Below are 17,531 nucleotides of genomic sequence, written 5' to 3' on the forward strand. Positions count from 1 at the left end.
TTTTCTTCAGAATTATTACATAAATTACTTAATAGCTTTATAGGAATATGGATGAGTATATATGGGACTGTATTGGATATAATTTTAATCATAAGAAATAAAATAAAAAAACAATTTAAGGAATAAATTTATGGATAATAAATTAGGAAATGTACTTAAAGAATTACCTATAAAAATAAGTTTAATAGGAATAATTATTTTAACAACAATGTTTGTAACTAGCGGTGATGTTTTTGAGAGAACATATGGAAGTAAAGTAATAGAAGGTTTTTTTAATAAATCTATAAGCGGAAAATATGGTGAAAGGGAATGGGGAAATATTAATCTTGAGGGGGAACTTCTTGAGATGATATATGAAGCTAAAGAATCTATAGATGTGTGTATATATGAGGTGAATCTTCCAGGTATAGTGGAAGGCCTCATAGAAAAGGCAAGTCAGGGTATAAGGGTAAGAGTCATTGTTGATGGTAAAGAAGGTAATGATGAATATAGGGAAAAAAGGTATACACTTATGCGAATATATCTTGAAAAGATGGTAAGAGGAAGAGATGGTGTAATTGGAACGGATGATGACATAATGATATTCTCAGATTCTCCAATCTTTATGGTTCAGGATAGGGGAATAAGAGAACTTTTGGGGTTGCCAGAGTATATATATGAAAATGAAAGATATGAACATTTGACCATTGGGAAGATGAGAGTAGAAGGATATGTGTTGTGCTATGGAGAAGAAATAGATGAGGGCAAATATTCCTCACCTGGAAATCAGATGCATAATAAATTTGTAATAGTTGATAACAATATATTATGGACTGGTAGTTGGAATTTTACTGTAACAGGTCTATATGGAACTTATGAAGATGCAATCAATAAAAGGTTAGATGGTAATCAACAGCATTGTATTAAGATAAGAAATAGTGAGGTTTGCAAAGTTTATCTAGACCAGTTCAATGAAATGTGGGGATCGGAAGGGAAAGAGGCCAATAAAAAACAAGCGAATTTTGGAAAGAGAAAAACCTTAAGAGGATTTAAGAGCATTCTTATTGGAGATATAAGAGTAGATATATATTTTTCTCCTAATAATACTGTTATTGATCAAATAAAAAAATTGTTAAACAATAGTAATAATAAAGATATGTTTTTTTCACTATTCTGTATTTCTGAGAAAGAGATAATGGAAATTTTAACAAGAAAGAATAAAGAGAAAGATGGAGATATCTTTATGGTAATAGATGAAGGTATGTGGAAACAAGGCTGGAGTGCTATCAGAACAGTTGGAAATGTAAATGAATTTATGCCAATATATGAAGATAAGCTACAGGGAAAATTACACTCAAAGAGTGCTGTGATTGATCCATTTGGTAAAGATAATATAGTAATAACAGGTTCTATGAACTGGACAAAAAATGGTTATAGCAATAACGATGAGAATATAATGATAATTTATGGGGATAGTAATTTGTCAAGAAAGTTCTATTCAGAAATTATGAGTAGAGTTAGAGAAAGTAGCTTTTAATAGATTTTATTTATATAAAATATGAAAACATGATAAAGCTTTGAAAGGGGATTTTAAAATGGATATTAAAGTAATACAGAACGTCCAAGAAGAGAATATTCCAAAGATAATAGGTGTTTATAGTGACAGTGAAAGTGAGCTATATGCTGAGAAAGTGAATGTTTTAAAAGAAAAGAAAAGATTCACAGGTAAATTTGGAGAGATATATCATGTAGACAATGATGAGGAATTATTCTTTATTGGTTTAGGCGTGAAGGAAAAAATAACTGCAGAGAAAGGTAGAGAAATATCAGCTAAAATTGTTAAGGAATTAGCTAAATTTAAAATTGTAAAGGCAAACTATTATGTATTCTGTAAGTGTAACAAGATAGTTAGAGGTGTAATTGATGGGTTATACTTAGGAAATTATAAATTTGATAAATATAAAACTTCAGGAGAAGAAAAATTTAAGATAGAAGAAATAAATCTTGTTATTGATAAAGATTTAGAAGAGTGGGTATCACAAGAAGGAATTTCACTTGCAAAATCAACTATTATAGCTAGAGATCTTGTAAATGAGCCTGCGAACGTATTATATCCTGAGTCTTTAGCTAATAGAGTAAAAGAATTAGGAAAGGAACATGGATTTGAAGTTGAAGTTTTAGGTGAGAATGAAATAAATGAATTAGGAATGGAATCATACATGAATGTTGCTAGAGGATCAGATAATCCTCCAAGATTTATAATTATGAGACATATGGGAGATGAGGAGAACAAGGATGAAGTTCTTGGGCTTGTAGGAAAAGGTTTAACATATGATAGTGGTGGATATTCAATAAAGCCAACTCCAGGTATGGTTAGTATGAAGAGTGATATGGGTGGAGCTGCTGCGGTTATTGGAGCAATGTGTGCAATCTCAGATATGAAACTTAAGAGAAATGTGGTTACTGTTGTTGCTGCTTGTGAGAATCTTATCTCAGGAAATGCATATAAGCCAGGTGATGTAATTAATTCTATGGGTGGAAAAACTATAGAAATATTAAATACAGATGCTGAAGGTAGATTGACATTGATAGATGCTGTGTATTATATAATAAATAAAGAAAAGGCTACTAAAGTTGTTGATATAGCAACTTTAACAGGAGCTGTACTTGTGGCTTTAGGAACTACGAGAACTGCTGTAGTTTCAAATAATGATGAATTCTTCAATTGTTTAGAAAATGCAAGTGATAAAGCTGATGAGAAGATATGGAGACTTCCTGCTGATGAGGATTATAAGAAACTTATTAAATCTGATATTGCTGATCTTAAGAATCTAGGTGGAAAGTATGCAGGATCAATAACAGCAGGATTATTCATTGGTGAATTTGTTGGTGATACTCCATGGTTACACATGGACATTGCTGGAACTGGTTGGACTGATGCTCCAAAGAAAGCCTATGATCATAAAGGTGGAACTGGTGTAGCTGTTAAATCTCTATACTATCTTGCTAAAGAAGAATAGAGTAAAATATAATGGATAATGAAGGAGGGTTCTGACTAAGGTCAGAACCTATATTTTATAATAGGGTTTTACTCGTATCTTATGAATGAAACATTGTATTTAATATACAATATTTTATCTTTAGATAAAATGAGTAAAACACTTTTGACTAAAGAACAATAAGATGTAGTTTCTGAGGCAGCAGAAACATCCATCATTTTCAGTTATACATTATACATTTTCAATTTCTTTTAAGCGAGTGAAACGAACAATTATCATTCATGAATATTTTTAAAGCCTTCCCCAAGTGTCTCAAAAACATCATAAACCTTGATGAAAGATTTAGGATCTATTTCTCTTATATAGGATTTCAATCTTATAAACTCTCGTTTTGTCACTATGGTACTGAGAACTTCAACTTCCTTTCTTGTAAATGCTCCTTTTGCATAATAATATGTAGCACCTCTTTCAAGGTCATTGATTATATAGTCCTTAATTTTCTCCTTTTGAGAGCTAATGATAACAATTTCTTTATGTGCATTGAAGGTCTCTATTGCTCTATCAATCAATAATCCATTCATTACAACTGCTAGAAGGGAGTATAGCCCTTTTTGAAATCCGAAGGTCAAAGCAGCTAGTAGAGTAACAACTAAGTCAGTGAGAAGTAGTGCTTTACCTATTTCTAGGTGTGTGAATTTATATATGATCTTTGCGATGATATCTGTTCCACCAGTTGAAGCGTTCTTATTAAAAATAATGGCCATACCTATTCCTTGAATTATTATTCCAATTATTAATTCAAGCATAATATCATTAGTAAGTGGTTCTGATATAGGATACAGTTTTTCAAAGAAAAGAATTATACCTGAAAGAGCAAGGCTACTATATATTGTTTTTGCTCCAAATCCAGCGCCAATTACGATAAATCCCAGAATAAATAAGAATATATTCATTATTAACATTAGGGTACCTACATTAAGGTAAGGTATATAATTGTTTATCACCAGTGCGATTCCATTTACGCCTCCAGCAGCTATGTTGTGTGGCATGATAAAAAAATATAATCCAGCAGATACGAGAAATGAACCTAGGGATATTATAATATAATCATTTATTTGTTTTTTTAATTTCATGTTAATCACCTCTAATGAATATGGTTTGCGTAATGGCACCAATTATTCTCAGAACAGGTGAGAAGTTAGTTGATTTTTTTTTATCAACAATTATAATTATAACTATGATACCAAAATAATGGTAACAATTAGGAAGGCGGTTTTTATGAGATTAAAAAACAAAATTGCTATTGTCACTGGTGGAAGTAGAGGGATTGGTGCAGATATAGCCCAGGAACTGGCAACTAATGGCGCAGAAGTAATTATAGTATATAGAAATAGAGATGATAAGGCATGTGAAGTGATTGAAGGTATTAAGGCTAAGGGTTATAAGGCGCATATGTATAAATGTGATGTATCAAACTTTAATGAGGTGAAAAAATTTACTGAAGAGATTATTGAGAGATTTGGTAAAGTAGATATACTTGTTAATAATGCAGGAATAAGTGAGATAGGTATGTTGATAGATATGGAAGAGGAAACATGGGATAGTATAAGTAATACAAACCTTAAGAGTATATTCAACATGTGTAAGCATATAGGTAGGCATATGATGTGGAATAAAGGAGGAAGTATAATAAATATTTCTTCCATATGGGGTGAGGTTGGAGCATCCTGTGAAGTTGCATATTCTGCAACAAAGGGAGGCATTAATGCATTTACACGTGCATTTGCTAAAGAAGTAGCCTCAAGTGGAGTTAGAGTTAATGGAATATCTCCAGGGGTAATCAATACTGAAATGAATAGGTGGATGACACCTGAGGAAGAGCAAGAACTTCAAGAAGAGATTCCTATGGGCCGTTTTGGGGAAGGTAGTGAAATTGGAAAAATTGCTGTTTTTCTTTCAAGTGAGGATAGTTCATATATGACAGGGCAGATTTTGAGGGCAGACGGCGGAATGCTTTAAAACAAGTGGAGAATGGACAGTTGACAACGAAGGATGGTTCTGACCACAGGTCAGAACCTACATCATATTGATCTTCAGGACAAAGGTTTTTACTCATTTTATCTTTGAATAAAATAATGTATTTATTGTGCAATGTTTCATCTGAGTGAAACGAGCAAAGTCTTATTGTCAAGGAACAATAAGATTAAAATTTCACAGAGTGAAATACCCATCGTTGTCCACTGTCCACTGTCAACTCTCAACTTAAATAGCGTAAGCTATTTTTAAAGATATCGTTTCACCTCAAAGCGTTCAATGGAATACTCTTCATTAGGAGAAATTCCAGCTTTCTTTAGAACTGTAGATAGTTGTTCTTCTACTGTATTTATTCCTTGTAAATTAGGAAGTAATACAGCTTTTTTTGATTCTGTTGATACTATAATTCCATATTTTTGTGGATCTAAATCTTCTTTTGAACAAATTTCAGGATTGTCTAGTATGTCAACAGATATGGTTAAGAGAGATAATTCCTCTTCGTATACTGGGGTAAACCGTGGATCATGTGAACAGGCTTCTATTGCATTTCGAATTATTTCCTCACATGTAGTATCACAAGTTGGTGTTAAAGTGCCTATGCAGCCTCTGAGATTACCTTCAATTTTTAATGATACAAAGACTCCTTTTTTATTCCAAAGTAGCTCTTTTGGCGTATTTGAAGGAATATCTATATAATTTTCGTATTTGATGAAATTGTTTATTGCTTCTCTAGCTAAATTAACCTGAAAACTTTCTTTCTTTGTCATGGATAAGAATCTCCTTTCAAAGCTTCTTTCAAGTTTAGTATACTTACTTTCGCAATTATTTATTATATTTATTCTAGAAATACAATAACCAACCCCAAAAGGATGCTCATATGATATAATATCTGACTTGAAATCAAATTCATCTAAGGTTCCTAAGAGGAGTATTATTGATTTTAAAGCACATTGACATGCATTTGTAACCAGGTCATCATTCATAAAAATGATATCCTCCCAATTTCCAGCTGCTAAGTTGTCAATTAGGTCTCTATCAAATTTTTCACCAGAGGAGTCATAGCCATAAGGACTATCTTCTATTAGTTTATGTGATAGATCACCACTACTGATTATCACAAAATCTCCAGGGATATTTGATAGGGATTCTTTTAATATCATTCCAAATTTATAATGATGTAGTTTTGAAATGCCGCCATATGTTATACTTGTTAGTTTATAATTTTCCATAAATTTATCTATAAAATAAAGAGGAACCATTGTACCGTGATCAAGTTTATATTCAATATTGTACAGTTCAGCATTACTATGGTCTATGCTGATAAGGGGGATGATTGTTTCTTCACATCTGTACTTCAACTCTTTGACTAACTTTTTATTAATTTCTTTTTCCATAGATAATTCAGAACCAAATTCTTCAAAATCACCTTGAATGAAGTAAGAATCCATTATTGAAATACCATCTATAAAATTTGGACCATGGGGAGAGATTACAACAATATTATCTGGGTTAAGAGCTGAAATCTCTTTTGCAATCATTTTCATTGAGGATGAAGTCCTAAATGCTACATGTTGATTACCCATTCCCACTTCTGGTACTATTATTGGGGGGTGAGGGAGAATATAATGTCCAAGAATTCTACCCATAATATCACTACCTTCCTTTTTAAAGAATAAAAAACCCATTTTAAAGGGTTTTCAACGTCTGAAACTCTGAATATGGAAATCAGAGGAATAACAATGTTATATGATTTTTAACAAACTAAACTTTAATCAAAATGTGACGAGGATGAAAAAATCTCTAAATATTTAATAAAATCCTTCTTTTCACTTTTTTCAAGATCTTTTAATAAAGATGCAATATATTCTCTTCTTTGCTTTAGAACTTCTTCAATTAAAGAATTACCTTTTTCTAAAGGTTGAACCTTAACAACTCTTCTATCTTTTTGATCTTTAACTCTTTCTACTAATCCAGTTTTCTCCATTCTATCTACTAAATCGGTTATAGTACTTGGTGCTAAATATAAAGCTGAACTAAGTTCTCCGATTGTTAAGCTTTTGCACCAGATTATCTTCTGAAGTGCATCGAATTGAGGAGGAGTGATATCATAATTATTTAATATTTCACGTCCTTTTTTCTTTATTTCAAAACATATTTTTCTTAAAAGTAATTCAATATGCTCAATACATTCATCATTATTGCAGTTCATTGTCTTATGCCCCTTTTTCAGTTTCATTTAATCATACAATTATTTATTAAAACTATTTCCTTTTAAATAGCGAAGTTTAAAATAAAATCTAAAGTATCATCACGGAACTTATTAAAATATTCTCCTTACTCAATAACATTTGATTAACTTATGAATATAATGGTATAGAATAGAAGCAATTTATAGCTTTTATTATGTTCTTAAAGTTAACGAATGATATAAACTGATTATCAGCGATAAAGTAAAGGAGCGATAATATGTTCTTTGGATGTTGTGGTTTTTTTTATCTAATTGTTTTGGTCCTTATCCTACTCTTCTTTGGAGGAGGTTGCAGAAGACCATATAATAGATATTACGGTTATTACTAATATTTACATCTAATCATTGAAAGCACAGATAATATTCTGTGCTTTCTACCATATACTACGCACAGAACTTCTTCTGTTATTTAATTTTATAATAAAATCCTATAAACTTCAATATTTAGAAAGTTATATATGGCATTTAATTTAAATATTGAGCATACATTTTTCATATAAAGGGTCTTTTTACGAAAATTAATTTGTAGAAGTCTCAAAATCTCAGCACACTTTAAACCTATGTATAAATTAATATTTGAGTTAAAACCCTTAATCAGTTTCAAGGGAGGAGCCTATGAGTAAATTTAAGTTAAAGATTCCTAAAATTAATGGAGAAAGAGTGTTTTATTTCTTATTAAGTTTCATCATAACTTTTGGAGCGGCATTTATATCTTCAATATGGGCAAAGAATACAAAAAGTACATATCAATTACTGAAGAAACCATTTTTTTCACCACCAACAATAGTATTTCCAATAGTGTGGAGTATTTTATTCGTATTGATGGCATATGCTCTATTTAGAGTTTGGAGAGATATTAAAAAGAAACCTCAAAATAAAAAAGCTATAAAACTATATTTTATTCAGCTTACATTGAATTTTTTATGGTCACCTATATTCTTTGGGTTAAATTTAAGGTTTATTGCTTTTATAGTATTAATAATATTATGGATATTTATAGTACTAACTTTAAAGGAATTTTACAAAAGAGACAAATTAGCAGGAATTCTGTTTATACCATATCTACTCTGGGTAACATTTGCTGGTGTTCTTAATTTTTATATATGGTTTTTAAATGCATAAATCAGAAAGGAATTTTTAAAAGAAGTGGGGAGTGGAAAGTGGAGAACGCAGGAAGGTTCTGACCAAAGGTCAGAACCTTTATTCTATTGTTTAAAAATCAAGAGAATTTGAATCGTTTCATCTTAGATTAAACGATGTATTTTAAGTGCAATATTTTATTTTTCTAATTTCCATAGCTGCCGTTCTTTAATTACACAGCTCTGCAATTTATCCTTCAGGAATAAATTAAAATTCATGGGAGATAATAATTTTCAATAGAAGAAAAAATTCGTGAGAGTGTGTGTTATTACCAACAAGGAGATGAAATAGGGATATGAATGATAAGACCGATAAAGATAAGAGTAAGAGAACTAATAAAGAAGAAAAGAATGGTGCAGAAAAACGTAGTGATAAAAAAGATTTAAAAGAAAAAGTTACAACTCATAAATTTAAATTTGGCATTGGATATATTTTAATTGTGTTTATAATGCTTTATTTAATAAATAACTTAATTCATTCATTAACATATGAACAAGTGTTATATAGTAAATTTGAGACATTAGGTAGAGAAGGAAAAATTGAAGAAGTAAGAATAGCATCTGATAGAATATACATTTTTTTGAAGGAAGAAGAGCAACGTGAAAAGGTCTTGTATACTGAGAGAATCCCTCAGGATTACAGCGATTTAACAAAAAAACTTAAGGAATTAAATGTTGAGAACTATGGAGCTATAAGAGAAAAAGAAAATCCTCTTATGGTTATTTTACTGAACTGGGTTGTACCTTTACTAATATTCATGTTAGTTGGTAGAATTATTTTGGGCAGTATGCAGAAGAAGATGAGTGGCGGTGTAATGGATTTTGGAAAGAGTAATGCTAAGATTTATGCGGAGAAGGAGACTGGGATAGGATTTAAAGATGTTGCAGGACAGGAAGAGGCAAAAGAGTCATTGAGAGAAATGGTAGATTTTTTAAATAATCCAGAGAAGTATAGAGAAATAGGGGCAAAGATTCCTAAAGGAGCACTTCTAGTGGGTCCGCCTGGAACTGGAAAAACTTTAATTGCAAAAGCTGTTGCTGGAGAGGCTAACGTTCCTTTTTTCTCAATGTCAGGTTCAGAGTTTGTACAAATGTTTGTAGGGATGGGAGCCTCTAAAGTAAGAGATTTGTTTAAACAAGCGCAAGAAAAGGCTCCATGTATAGTATTTATTGATGAGGTTGATGCTATCGGTAAAAGTAGGGATAGTAGAATCGGTGGGGGCAATGATGAACGCGAGCAGACATTGAATCAGCTTCTTACAGAGATGGATGGTTTCGATTCTTCTAAGGGTGTTGTTATATTAGCAGCAACCAATAGACCAGAGGTATTGGATAAGGCATTACTAAGACCAGGACGGTTTGACAGAAGAGTTATTATGGATACACCAGATTTAAAAGGAAGATTACAAATATTGAAAGTGCATATTAAAGATGTAAAAGCAGGAGATGATATAGAGCTTGAGAAAATTGCAAGGATAACTCCAGGAGCAGTAGGTGCGGACCTTGCCAATATTATAAATGAAGGTGCATTGATGGCAATTAGAAATAAGCGGAGTTTTATGATGCAAGAAGATTTAGAACAGGCGGTAGAAGAGGTTTTGGCAGGCAAGATAAAGAAAGAAAGAATACTGTCAAAGGATGAAAAAAAAATTGTATCTTATCATGAAATAGGGCACGCTCTTGCTGCAGCTTTATTGAAGAATACTGATCCTGTTCATAAGATTACAATTATACCTAGAACTTTGGGTGCTCTTGGGTTTACAATGCAATTACCAGAGGCAGAAAAGTACTTGAACTCATATGATGAACTCATGGATAAGATTGTTGTACTTTTAGCTGGGAGAGCTGCTGAAGAAGTGGTCTTCGAATCAATTACTACTGGAGCTTCAAATGATATTGAGAAAGCAACTTCCATCGCTAGAAGTAGTGTTGCTATATATGGGATGAGTGAGAAGTTTGATATGACACAACTTGAGAATGTTCAAGGCCAGTATTTGCAAGGAACAACTGTTAAGAGATGTTCAGATAGAACAGAGTATGAAGTAGATAATGAAGTTGTATCAATTATCAAAATTCAACATGAAAGAGCTGTGGGACTTATGGAAAAACACAAAGAGGTTTTGACTGCTTTGGCAGCAATATTGATAGAAAAGGAAACACTAACTGGAGAGGAATTTTTAAAAATTCTTAAACAATATAACTTGAAAGTTTAAATAAAAGGTAATATGTAGTATAATTAGGCTTATATTTATATTCAATTAAGAAATGGAGGGATATCATGGATCCGGTGGCATTTGAATTGTTCGGAATTAAAATAGCATGGTATGGAATATTGATTTCACTTGGAATGCTTATAGCCTTAGTGTTAAGTAACTATACAAGTAAGCTTAAGAAGATTAATTATGATCTTCTTTTAAATGCTATATTGATAGCATTACCATGTGCAATCATAGGTGCTAGATTATACTATGTTCTATTTAGTTTAGATTATTATTTAAGTAATCCTATTCAAATTTTAAACATAAGGCAAGGTGGGTTAGCCATTCATGGTGGATTAATTTTTGGAATAGGAAGTGGAGTAATTTATCTTCTTAAGAAAAAAGAGAATATTATTAAGTATATTGACGCTACAGTTCCATGTATTGTTATTGCCCAGGCAATAGGAAGATGGGGTAATTTCATGAACGGAGAAGCTCATGGTGGTGAAGTAACAAAAGAGTTTATAAGTCGTTTCCCAGAATTTATACAGAAGGGAATGTTTATAAATGGGGCTTATTATCATCCGACCTTCCTATATGAATCAGTATTAAATGTTGGAATTTTTATTGTTCTGATGATAATGTTATTTAAAAAGGTTAGAGATGGATACACTGCTTTTACATATATAGGGCTATATTCTCTAGGTAGATTCTTTATTGAAGGAATGAGAACTGATAGTTTATATATAGGTGGAATGAGAATAGCTCAGATAGTGAGTTTACTAGGTGTTGCTGCATGGATAGGCTTCATTATTTACGACCAAGTTAAAAGAAAAAAACAAGCACATTAAAAGAAAATTGAAAACTTGTTTTTAAGCGCGGATTTCCGTGCTTATTTTTTTTATCATTTATGGAAAAGATAATTTTTATAAAGTATACAGTTTATGGAGTGAAAATTATGGATATTAAAAAAGAATGGAAAGATGAGCTGAAATCACTAACATTAAATAATTATAAGTGGATTAAAGAGCGAAAAGGGTTAATTATTCTGTTCTATGGAGATAAAAAACTTGTTAAAGAATATGGAAACATTCTATATCTTAATATGGAGCCAAATAATTGCAAGTTAATATATAGAGAATATCAAAGTAAAATGTTTTGGATAAAACATTCCCCCAATTTTGGTGAAATAAATATTATCTTAAATGGATGGTTAGGAGATATAAATAAAAAAGGGTGTAATATAAAAAAGAGTGAATTTAAAGAGGTAAATAGATTAGAGTTAGTACTTAATGGTGGAGGAATCCAATTAATTAAAATATGTTTAACAAAAAAAGAAAATATCTCTGAGAAGAAGCTTAATGAGAAAAATTCAAGGTGGTTTCAGTGGGATTTTATAGAATGTGGTGATAATAAGAGGGGAAATCTCTATAAAATTATTAGGGTTATAAATAATAGATTACGTAATATTACTGGACAAAGTACTCATTTTTTAGATGATAATAGTATTGATGATAGTCAAAAAGTTGAAAAAATAATAGAATATGTTCCATTTAAAACTTCAAGAGGATTTAATGATAGTGAAGATACTATAGATAAGGTGAAGCAGACTTATAGTAGAGATATTGATAATATGATTAAATCTCTTTATAAGAGAAAAGAAAAATTAGTGGTTATATTTGAAGGGATGGATGGGTCTGGAAAAGGAGGTGCTATAAAAAAAGTACTAAAAAAGATGGACCCAAGATATTATGACTTATATAGAATTCGTGAACCACAATTTAAGGAGAAGAGTGCTCATTTCCTTAAGAGATTTATGGGCAAGATCTATAGTGATAAGACTTTAATTGTATTAGATAGAAGCTGGTATGGGAGGGTATTAGTAGAACGAGTTGAAAAGCTTGATTCTGAGGAAAATATCCAGAGTGCCTTTAATGTAATATATAACTTTGAAAAGGAATTAGAAAAATCAGGTATTCATGTTATGAAATTTTGGTTGAATGTATCGCCAGAAGAACAGTTAAATAGATTTAAAAAGAGAGTGATTAAGGAAAATAAGAGATGGAAAATTGGAGAGCGAGATTGGAAGAATAGATTGAAACGTAATAGCTATAATGAATATTCCAAAGATATGTTTATAAGAACAAGTTTTAAATTTTCTCCATGGATAATTATTGAGGGTGATAATAAAAAGAAGGCTAGAACGAACGTTATGCGTGAAATTATGGAGTTTATTGAACAGTTAAATACACCTTAAACGTCCCAATATAATTATAGTGAACTGTTATGTCTATGTACATAAAATCAGTCTTATGATAAAATTAGGCGTATGAAAAAACAGTTGGAGGGTTAAACGGTGAGGTGTATACATAAAATATTGTTGACATGTATGCTATCTAGTTTGTTATTTGTTTCATGTAGCAATGAGACTGTGATTATAGATAAAGTTGAAAACAAACAGAGTGAGATAGCACAGAGTGAAGAGAGTGGAGAAAAAAAGATATCATCTGATAAGGAAAAAATTAATGAGATAGTTTCTGATGAATTGGAGTACATAGTTAATTTGATTGAAGAGGTTCATCCAAATCCATATAAATATGTAAGTAAGAATGAAATATTAGAACAGGGAAAAGAGATTTTCAATGAGTTTAGTTCAGAGAACGAAGATGAATATTTTCTTTATAAGAGATTTTTAAGTTTGTACAAAGACCCAGCATTAAATGTAAAATATTCAAATGAGTCAAGAAGAAAATTAAAAGTGAATTTAATTGGTGGACTTTCTGGAGTATATGTCTCGAAAGATAGTGAAAACTTAAAAAAAGGGGATAAAGTTGTTAAAATAGGAGGATTACCTATTGAGGAGTTATTACAAATGGGCATGAAATTTACAACTTGTAATACTAAGGATGAGGTATTCTGTAACTTAGATAACATTATTAGAGATTTTCACTTTTTACAAGATTCTGGGGCAATAAACAATGGTAAAGTTAAAGTTGAAGTAATGAGAGACAGCATTTCAATATGTGAAAATGTTTCATTTGTGGATGAAGCTATTGAGTATAATTATAACAACGGTTATAATGTTTTTGATAATAAAGATATAGCTGTGTTGGATATAAATAGTTATGAGAATAAAAAGGAAGAGAACGAAGAAATTCAATCATTTTTTGAGGATTCAGTAAATCAAAGTGTTGACAAGATACTAATTGATCTAAGAACTGATGGGAATATTCATATGAATATTATAGATGAAATCATTAAAAACTTAAAATATAAAGACTACTATAATTATCATAAGAAGATAAAAAAGAGTTCTCAATGGGAAGCAGCATCATATGAACATGATAGTTTTTTTAAGAAGATATTTCTAGGTAAAAAGACTAAAAGTAAAAATAAAAATAGTTTTATCTATGGTAAGGAAATATTTCTTTTAGTTAATGGTAATAGCGGAACAGATGCTATTAGGGTTGCTAATCTTATTAAGAATAATTTTTATGGTAAAGTTATAGGAACAAACCCAACTTCTAATGCAAACAATTTTGGAAATGAAGTTGAAATACAGTTATCAGAAAAGAATATAGCCATTAGTGTACCGACCACTGAATTTATATATCAGGGCAAAATGTCTAAGAGATTGAGTGTGGATATATATAGTGGTAAATTTAATGATAATAGTATTAACGAAAAAACATTAAGAGAAATATTATATAAAGATTAAGATTATTAATATATTGTTTAAGTACTTTTTCTGTGTTTCTTTAGAAATTCAGACCGTTTAAAGAGTTCAAGGTCAAGGAACTATGCGAACGAGTAGCGCAGAGAGCCTAAGTGACGCCGAGATTGGAATTTTTAAACAGTCTGAAAAGTATATCTTGACATATGATCTATATAGCATATATAATCAAAAGTAGTTTAAAAGAGAATAATGAAATTCTGAGAAGAGGAAAGTACCTCTAGAGTATATTCTAATGGGTTATTATTTGAATAGCCTAAAGCGAGCGGAAGTTGGTGCGAGTTCCGCAGGATAGCTAGTGGGAAGAGAGCCTTGGAGAACCTATCTGAAAATCACAAAAACTTGTGGAGAGTAAGAAAAGGCGCAAATGCGTTAAAAAGTTAAGTGGATAAATTTTTGTATTAAAATTTATCAATTAGAGTGGTACCGCGATTATCTCGTCTCTATTTTTAGAGGCGAGTTTTTTATTTGTCTAAATATAGATATTTCTGAAGAAATGATGAAAGGAGAAGAGAATAATGGATAACAAAAAATTAGTTGCACAAAGAATTGCTGAACATGTGGATATGGATGTACTTGAAATAGAGAAATTAGTTGAAATACCACCAAAGTCTGATATGGGGGATTTTGCATTTCCATGTTTTATATTAGCAAAAGTGTTAAGAAAAGCTCCACCTATGATTGCTATTGAATTGATGGAGAAAATCAATAAAGAAGGCTTTGAAAAGATTGTAAATAATGGACCATACCTTAACTTTTTTGTTGATAAGACTATGTTAATAAAGAAAACAATAGATAAAATCCTTATTGAAGGACTTGAATATGGTAATACTACAAATGGAGATGGAGAAACTATTCTAGTTGAGTATTCATCACCAAATATAGCAAAACCATTTCATGTTGGACATTTATTTACAACTGTTATTGGAAACTCTTTATATAAGAGCTACAAATCACAAGGATATGATGTTGAGAGAATAAATCACCTTGGTGATACAGGAACACAATTTGGTAAACTTATCTCAGCTTATAAGAAGTGGGGAGATGAAGAAGCTCTTGAAAAAGAACCTATTAAAGAACTTTTAAGAATTTATGTTAAGTTCCATGATGAAGCAGAGAAAAATCCAGAGCTTGTTGAAGAGGGAAGAATGTACTTCAAGAGACTTGAAGATGGATCTGAAGAAGAGGTTGCGCTTTGGAAGAGATTTAGAGAGTTAAGCTTAAAAGAGTTTATGAAGGTTTATGAGATGCTTGGTGTTGAGTTTGATTCATATGCTGGTGAAAGCTTCTATAGTGATAAGATTGATGAATTAGTTGAGATGATAGAGAAAACAGGATTACTTGTTGAAAGCCAAGGAGCGCAAGTAATAGACCTTGAAGAGTACAATATGCCTCCTTGTATCGTTAAAAAGGCTGATGGTGCTACTATATATGCTACACGTGACCTTGCTGCTGCAACATATAGAAAGAAAAAATATGATTTTAGCAAGAATATATATGTTGTTGGTAAAGATCAAACATTACACTTTAATCAAGTGTTCAAATCTCTTGAGTTAATGGGATTTGAGTGGGCAAAAGATTGTATTCATGTGCCATTTGGAATGGTTAGATTTGCAGATAAGAAGTTATCTACAAGAAAAGGTGATGTAATTTTCCTTGAAGATCTTCTTAATGAAGCTGTTAATAAAACTTTAAGTATAATTAATGAGAAGAATCCAGAATTAGAAAATAAAGAAGAAGTTGCTAAAGAGGTTGGTATTGGAGCAATAATATTCACATACCTTAAGAATAATAGAACAAGAGATATTGTATTCAATTGGGATGAGATGTTAAGCTTTGAAGGAGAAACGGGACCATATACTCAGTACACGTATGCTAGGGGTAAGAGTATATTAAGAAAGCTTGGAACTGTTGAAGAAGAAGCAGATTACTCATTACTTAATTCAAAAGAAGAGTTTGAACTTGTTAAAATTCTTGAAAACCTTGAGCTTGCAATTAAATCTTCTATTGATAAGTTAGAGCCAAGTATAATAACAAGATATGTACTTGATGTTGCTAAAGCATTCAATAAGTTTTACAATGCACATAATATTGCTAATTCTGAGAGTGAAGAGTTGAAGAATGCAAGACTTAAACTTGTTGAAGCTACTTGCGTTGTAATCAAGAAGTCATTAGATCTTTTAGGTATTAAAGTAGTTGAGAAAATGTAATATGTTGTAAATATAAAAAGAGGTAGGAATATCCTCCTCTTTTTTTGATTTACTTGCTTTATAATATTATCATTTTAATGTATAATAAATAGTAGAGAAAAGAGCATATTGTTCTAGTTTGGAGGATATTTAATGTTTTTTAAAGAAATGCTTCAAGACATTGAACTTGATAGCGAAATCATAAGAGAGTACGATTTAGAAAACGTTGCTTTCTTTGATATTGAAAGCACTGGATTTAATAAAACCCAAGACATAATAATGTTAATATCGTTAGGATTTTTTAAAGAGGGAAGATTTGTAGTTAAGCAGTATTTTGCAGAGTATAAAGAGGATGAGATAAGTGTATTAGAGAATTTTAGGAATGATCTTAAAGTCTTTGATAAATGGTGTTCATATAATGGAATTGCTTTTGATGAACCCTATCTAATCAGAAGAATGGAAAAACATAAATTAGAGTTTATTCCCCCTAAAGAGCATATTGATCTATACAGAGAGATAAAACCTTATCATAACCAGTTAGGGATTGAAAGATGTAATCTTAAAAGTGTAGAGAAGTATATAGGTATTGAGAGGGAAGATAAGATTGATGGTGGACTAACAGTACAATTGTATAAGCAATTCTTGTACACAAATAATGAAAGCATAAGAGATACTATAATGCTTCATAATTTCGAAGATGCTTTGAATTTGCCATTTTTGTTCAAAATCATTAGTGAGATTGATAAAAATCCAAATATAAAAGTAGAGAAAATATCAAATAATCAACTTAATTATTTAAGATCTCTTCTTAGAAAGCACAAAATAGAGCTTAAAAGTAATGTAGAGAAATTAAGTAGAAAAGAAGCTGCAGCAGCAATTGAAGCCCTAATAAAAGGCAATACTGATCCTATAAAGATTGATGAGATTATAAAAGAAGCCTTTTAAGCAACTTATGAATATACTGAGAAGAATAAATTTAAATATTAAAAAACTAGAGACTGTTTAATAGTCT

At 30.9% G+C, this 17,531-nt stretch carries 13 protein-coding genes and 1 other annotated feature; of the genes, 10 read left to right on the plus strand and 3 right to left on the minus strand.

From position 1 onward, the window contains the following. Positions 1 to 130: 130 nt before the first annotated feature. The gene (locus KDK92_RS12525; protein WP_250859600.1) at positions 131 to 1,516 is read left to right on the plus strand and encodes a phospholipase D-like domain-containing protein; all 1,386 of its coding nucleotides are present in this window, start codon (positions 131 to 133) and stop codon (positions 1,514 to 1,516) included. Positions 1,517 to 1,556: 40 nt separating this feature from the next. Further along, entirely contained in the window at positions 1,557 to 2,999 is a 1,443-nt protein-coding gene (locus tag KDK92_RS12530; protein WP_276575948.1) for a leucyl aminopeptidase, read from the plus strand. A gap of 254 nt (positions 3,000 to 3,253) precedes the next feature. Here KDK92_RS12530 and KDK92_RS12535 read toward each other — a convergent pair whose 3' ends face one another. Further along, positions 3,254 to 4,111 carry a YitT family protein gene (locus KDK92_RS12535; RefSeq protein WP_250859602.1) on the minus strand — a complete coding sequence of 286 codons (858 nt, stop codon included), beginning with the start codon at positions 4,109 to 4,111 and terminating at the stop codon, positions 3,254 to 3,256. 145 nt (positions 4,112 to 4,256) lie between these two features. Between KDK92_RS12535 and ymfI the strand changes: the two genes are divergently transcribed. Beyond that, positions 4,257 to 4,997, plus strand: coding sequence for an elongation factor P 5-aminopentanone reductase (ymfI, locus tag KDK92_RS12540; protein WP_250859603.1), 741 nt, complete (start codon positions 4,257 to 4,259; stop codon positions 4,995 to 4,997). 263 nt (positions 4,998 to 5,260) lie between these two features. On the opposite strand, the gene amrA is transcribed toward ymfI, so the two are convergent. Together amrA and KDK92_RS12550 are read right to left on the minus strand one after the other, a co-directional pair. Beyond that, positions 5,261 to 6,658 carry an AmmeMemoRadiSam system protein A gene (gene amrA, locus KDK92_RS12545; RefSeq protein ID WP_250859605.1) on the minus strand — a complete coding sequence of 466 codons (1,398 nt, stop codon included), beginning with the start codon at positions 6,656 to 6,658 and terminating at the stop codon, positions 5,261 to 5,263. A 122-nt stretch (positions 6,659 to 6,780) separates the two neighbouring features. After that, complete coding sequence (locus KDK92_RS12550; RefSeq protein ID WP_250859606.1) at positions 6,781 to 7,248, minus strand: MarR family winged helix-turn-helix transcriptional regulator; 468 nt, start codon at positions 7,246 to 7,248, stop codon at positions 6,781 to 6,783. Between the two features lie 627 nt (positions 7,249 to 7,875). On the opposite strand from KDK92_RS12550, the gene KDK92_RS12555 reads away from it, so the two are divergent. The 7 genes from KDK92_RS12555 to KDK92_RS12585 all read left to right on the plus strand — a co-directional run bounded on the left by KDK92_RS12555 (position 7,876) and on the right by KDK92_RS12585 (position 17,464). Next, positions 7,876 to 8,382 carry a TspO/MBR family protein gene (locus KDK92_RS12555; protein WP_250859607.1) on the plus strand — a complete coding sequence of 169 codons (507 nt, stop codon included), beginning with the start codon at positions 7,876 to 7,878 and terminating at the stop codon, positions 8,380 to 8,382. Between the two features lie 313 nt (positions 8,383 to 8,695). Then, positions 8,696 to 10,612, plus strand: coding sequence for an ATP-dependent zinc metalloprotease FtsH (gene ftsH, locus KDK92_RS12560; RefSeq protein WP_276575949.1), 1,917 nt, complete (start codon positions 8,696 to 8,698; stop codon positions 10,610 to 10,612). Positions 10,613 to 10,677: 65 nt separating this feature from the next. After that, positions 10,678 to 11,448: a prolipoprotein diacylglyceryl transferase gene (lgt, locus tag KDK92_RS12565; protein WP_250859608.1), complete on the plus strand. Its 771-nt coding sequence runs from the start codon at positions 10,678 to 10,680 to the stop codon at positions 11,446 to 11,448. A gap of 107 nt (positions 11,449 to 11,555) precedes the next feature. Further along, positions 11,556 to 12,854 carry a polyphosphate kinase 2 family protein gene (locus KDK92_RS12570; RefSeq protein ID WP_250859609.1) on the plus strand — a complete coding sequence of 433 codons (1,299 nt, stop codon included), beginning with the start codon at positions 11,556 to 11,558 and terminating at the stop codon, positions 12,852 to 12,854. Positions 12,855 to 12,953: 99 nt separating this feature from the next. After that, positions 12,954 to 14,315: a S41 family peptidase gene (locus KDK92_RS24815; RefSeq protein ID WP_250859611.1), complete on the plus strand. Its 1,362-nt coding sequence runs from the start codon at positions 12,954 to 12,956 to the stop codon at positions 14,313 to 14,315. Between the two features lie 208 nt (positions 14,316 to 14,523). Then, positions 14,524 to 14,778 (plus strand) — a binding site (T-box leader). 70 nt (positions 14,779 to 14,848) lie between these two features. Further along, complete coding sequence (gene argS, locus KDK92_RS12580) at positions 14,849 to 16,540, plus strand: arginine--tRNA ligase (protein ID WP_250859612.1); 1,692 nt, start codon at positions 14,849 to 14,851, stop codon at positions 16,538 to 16,540. Between the two features lie 132 nt (positions 16,541 to 16,672). Then, positions 16,673 to 17,464, plus strand: coding sequence for a ribonuclease H-like domain-containing protein (locus KDK92_RS12585; RefSeq protein WP_250859613.1), 792 nt, complete (start codon positions 16,673 to 16,675; stop codon positions 17,462 to 17,464). Positions 17,465 to 17,531: the final 67 nt, after the last annotated feature.

Origin of the sequence: Oceanirhabdus seepicola (assembly GCF_023684385.1) — a bacterium.
Lineage (GTDB): Bacteria > Bacillota > Clostridia > Clostridiales > Clostridiaceae > Oceanirhabdus > Oceanirhabdus seepicola.

Excerpts from the sequence above, each read along its gene's own strand:
- KDK92_RS12525 (WP_250859600.1), top strand. The coding sequence starts at position 131 with ATGGATAATAAATTAGGAAATGTACTTAAAGAATTACCTATAAAAATA.
- KDK92_RS12535 (WP_250859602.1), bottom strand. The coding sequence starts at position 4,111 with ATGAAATTAAAAAAACAAATAAATGATTATATTATAATATCCCTAGGT.
- ymfI (WP_250859603.1), top strand. The coding sequence starts at position 4,257 with ATGAGATTAAAAAACAAAATTGCTATTGTCACTGGTGGAAGTAGAGGG.
- amrA (WP_250859605.1), bottom strand. The coding sequence starts at position 6,658 with ATGGGTAGAATTCTTGGACATTATATTCTCCCTCACCCCCCAATAATA.
- KDK92_RS12550 (WP_250859606.1), bottom strand. The coding sequence starts at position 7,248 with ATGAAACTGAAAAAGGGGCATAAGACAATGAACTGCAATAATGATGAA.
- KDK92_RS12555 (WP_250859607.1), top strand. The coding sequence starts at position 7,876 with ATGAGTAAATTTAAGTTAAAGATTCCTAAAATTAATGGAGAAAGAGTG.
- ftsH (WP_276575949.1), top strand. The coding sequence starts at position 8,696 with ATGAATGATAAGACCGATAAAGATAAGAGTAAGAGAACTAATAAAGAA.
- lgt (WP_250859608.1), top strand. The coding sequence starts at position 10,678 with ATGGATCCGGTGGCATTTGAATTGTTCGGAATTAAAATAGCATGGTAT.
- KDK92_RS12570 (WP_250859609.1), top strand. The coding sequence starts at position 11,556 with ATGGATATTAAAAAAGAATGGAAAGATGAGCTGAAATCACTAACATTA.
- argS (WP_250859612.1), top strand. The coding sequence starts at position 14,849 with ATGGATAACAAAAAATTAGTTGCACAAAGAATTGCTGAACATGTGGAT.
- KDK92_RS12585 (WP_250859613.1), top strand. The coding sequence starts at position 16,673 with ATGTTTTTTAAAGAAATGCTTCAAGACATTGAACTTGATAGCGAAATC.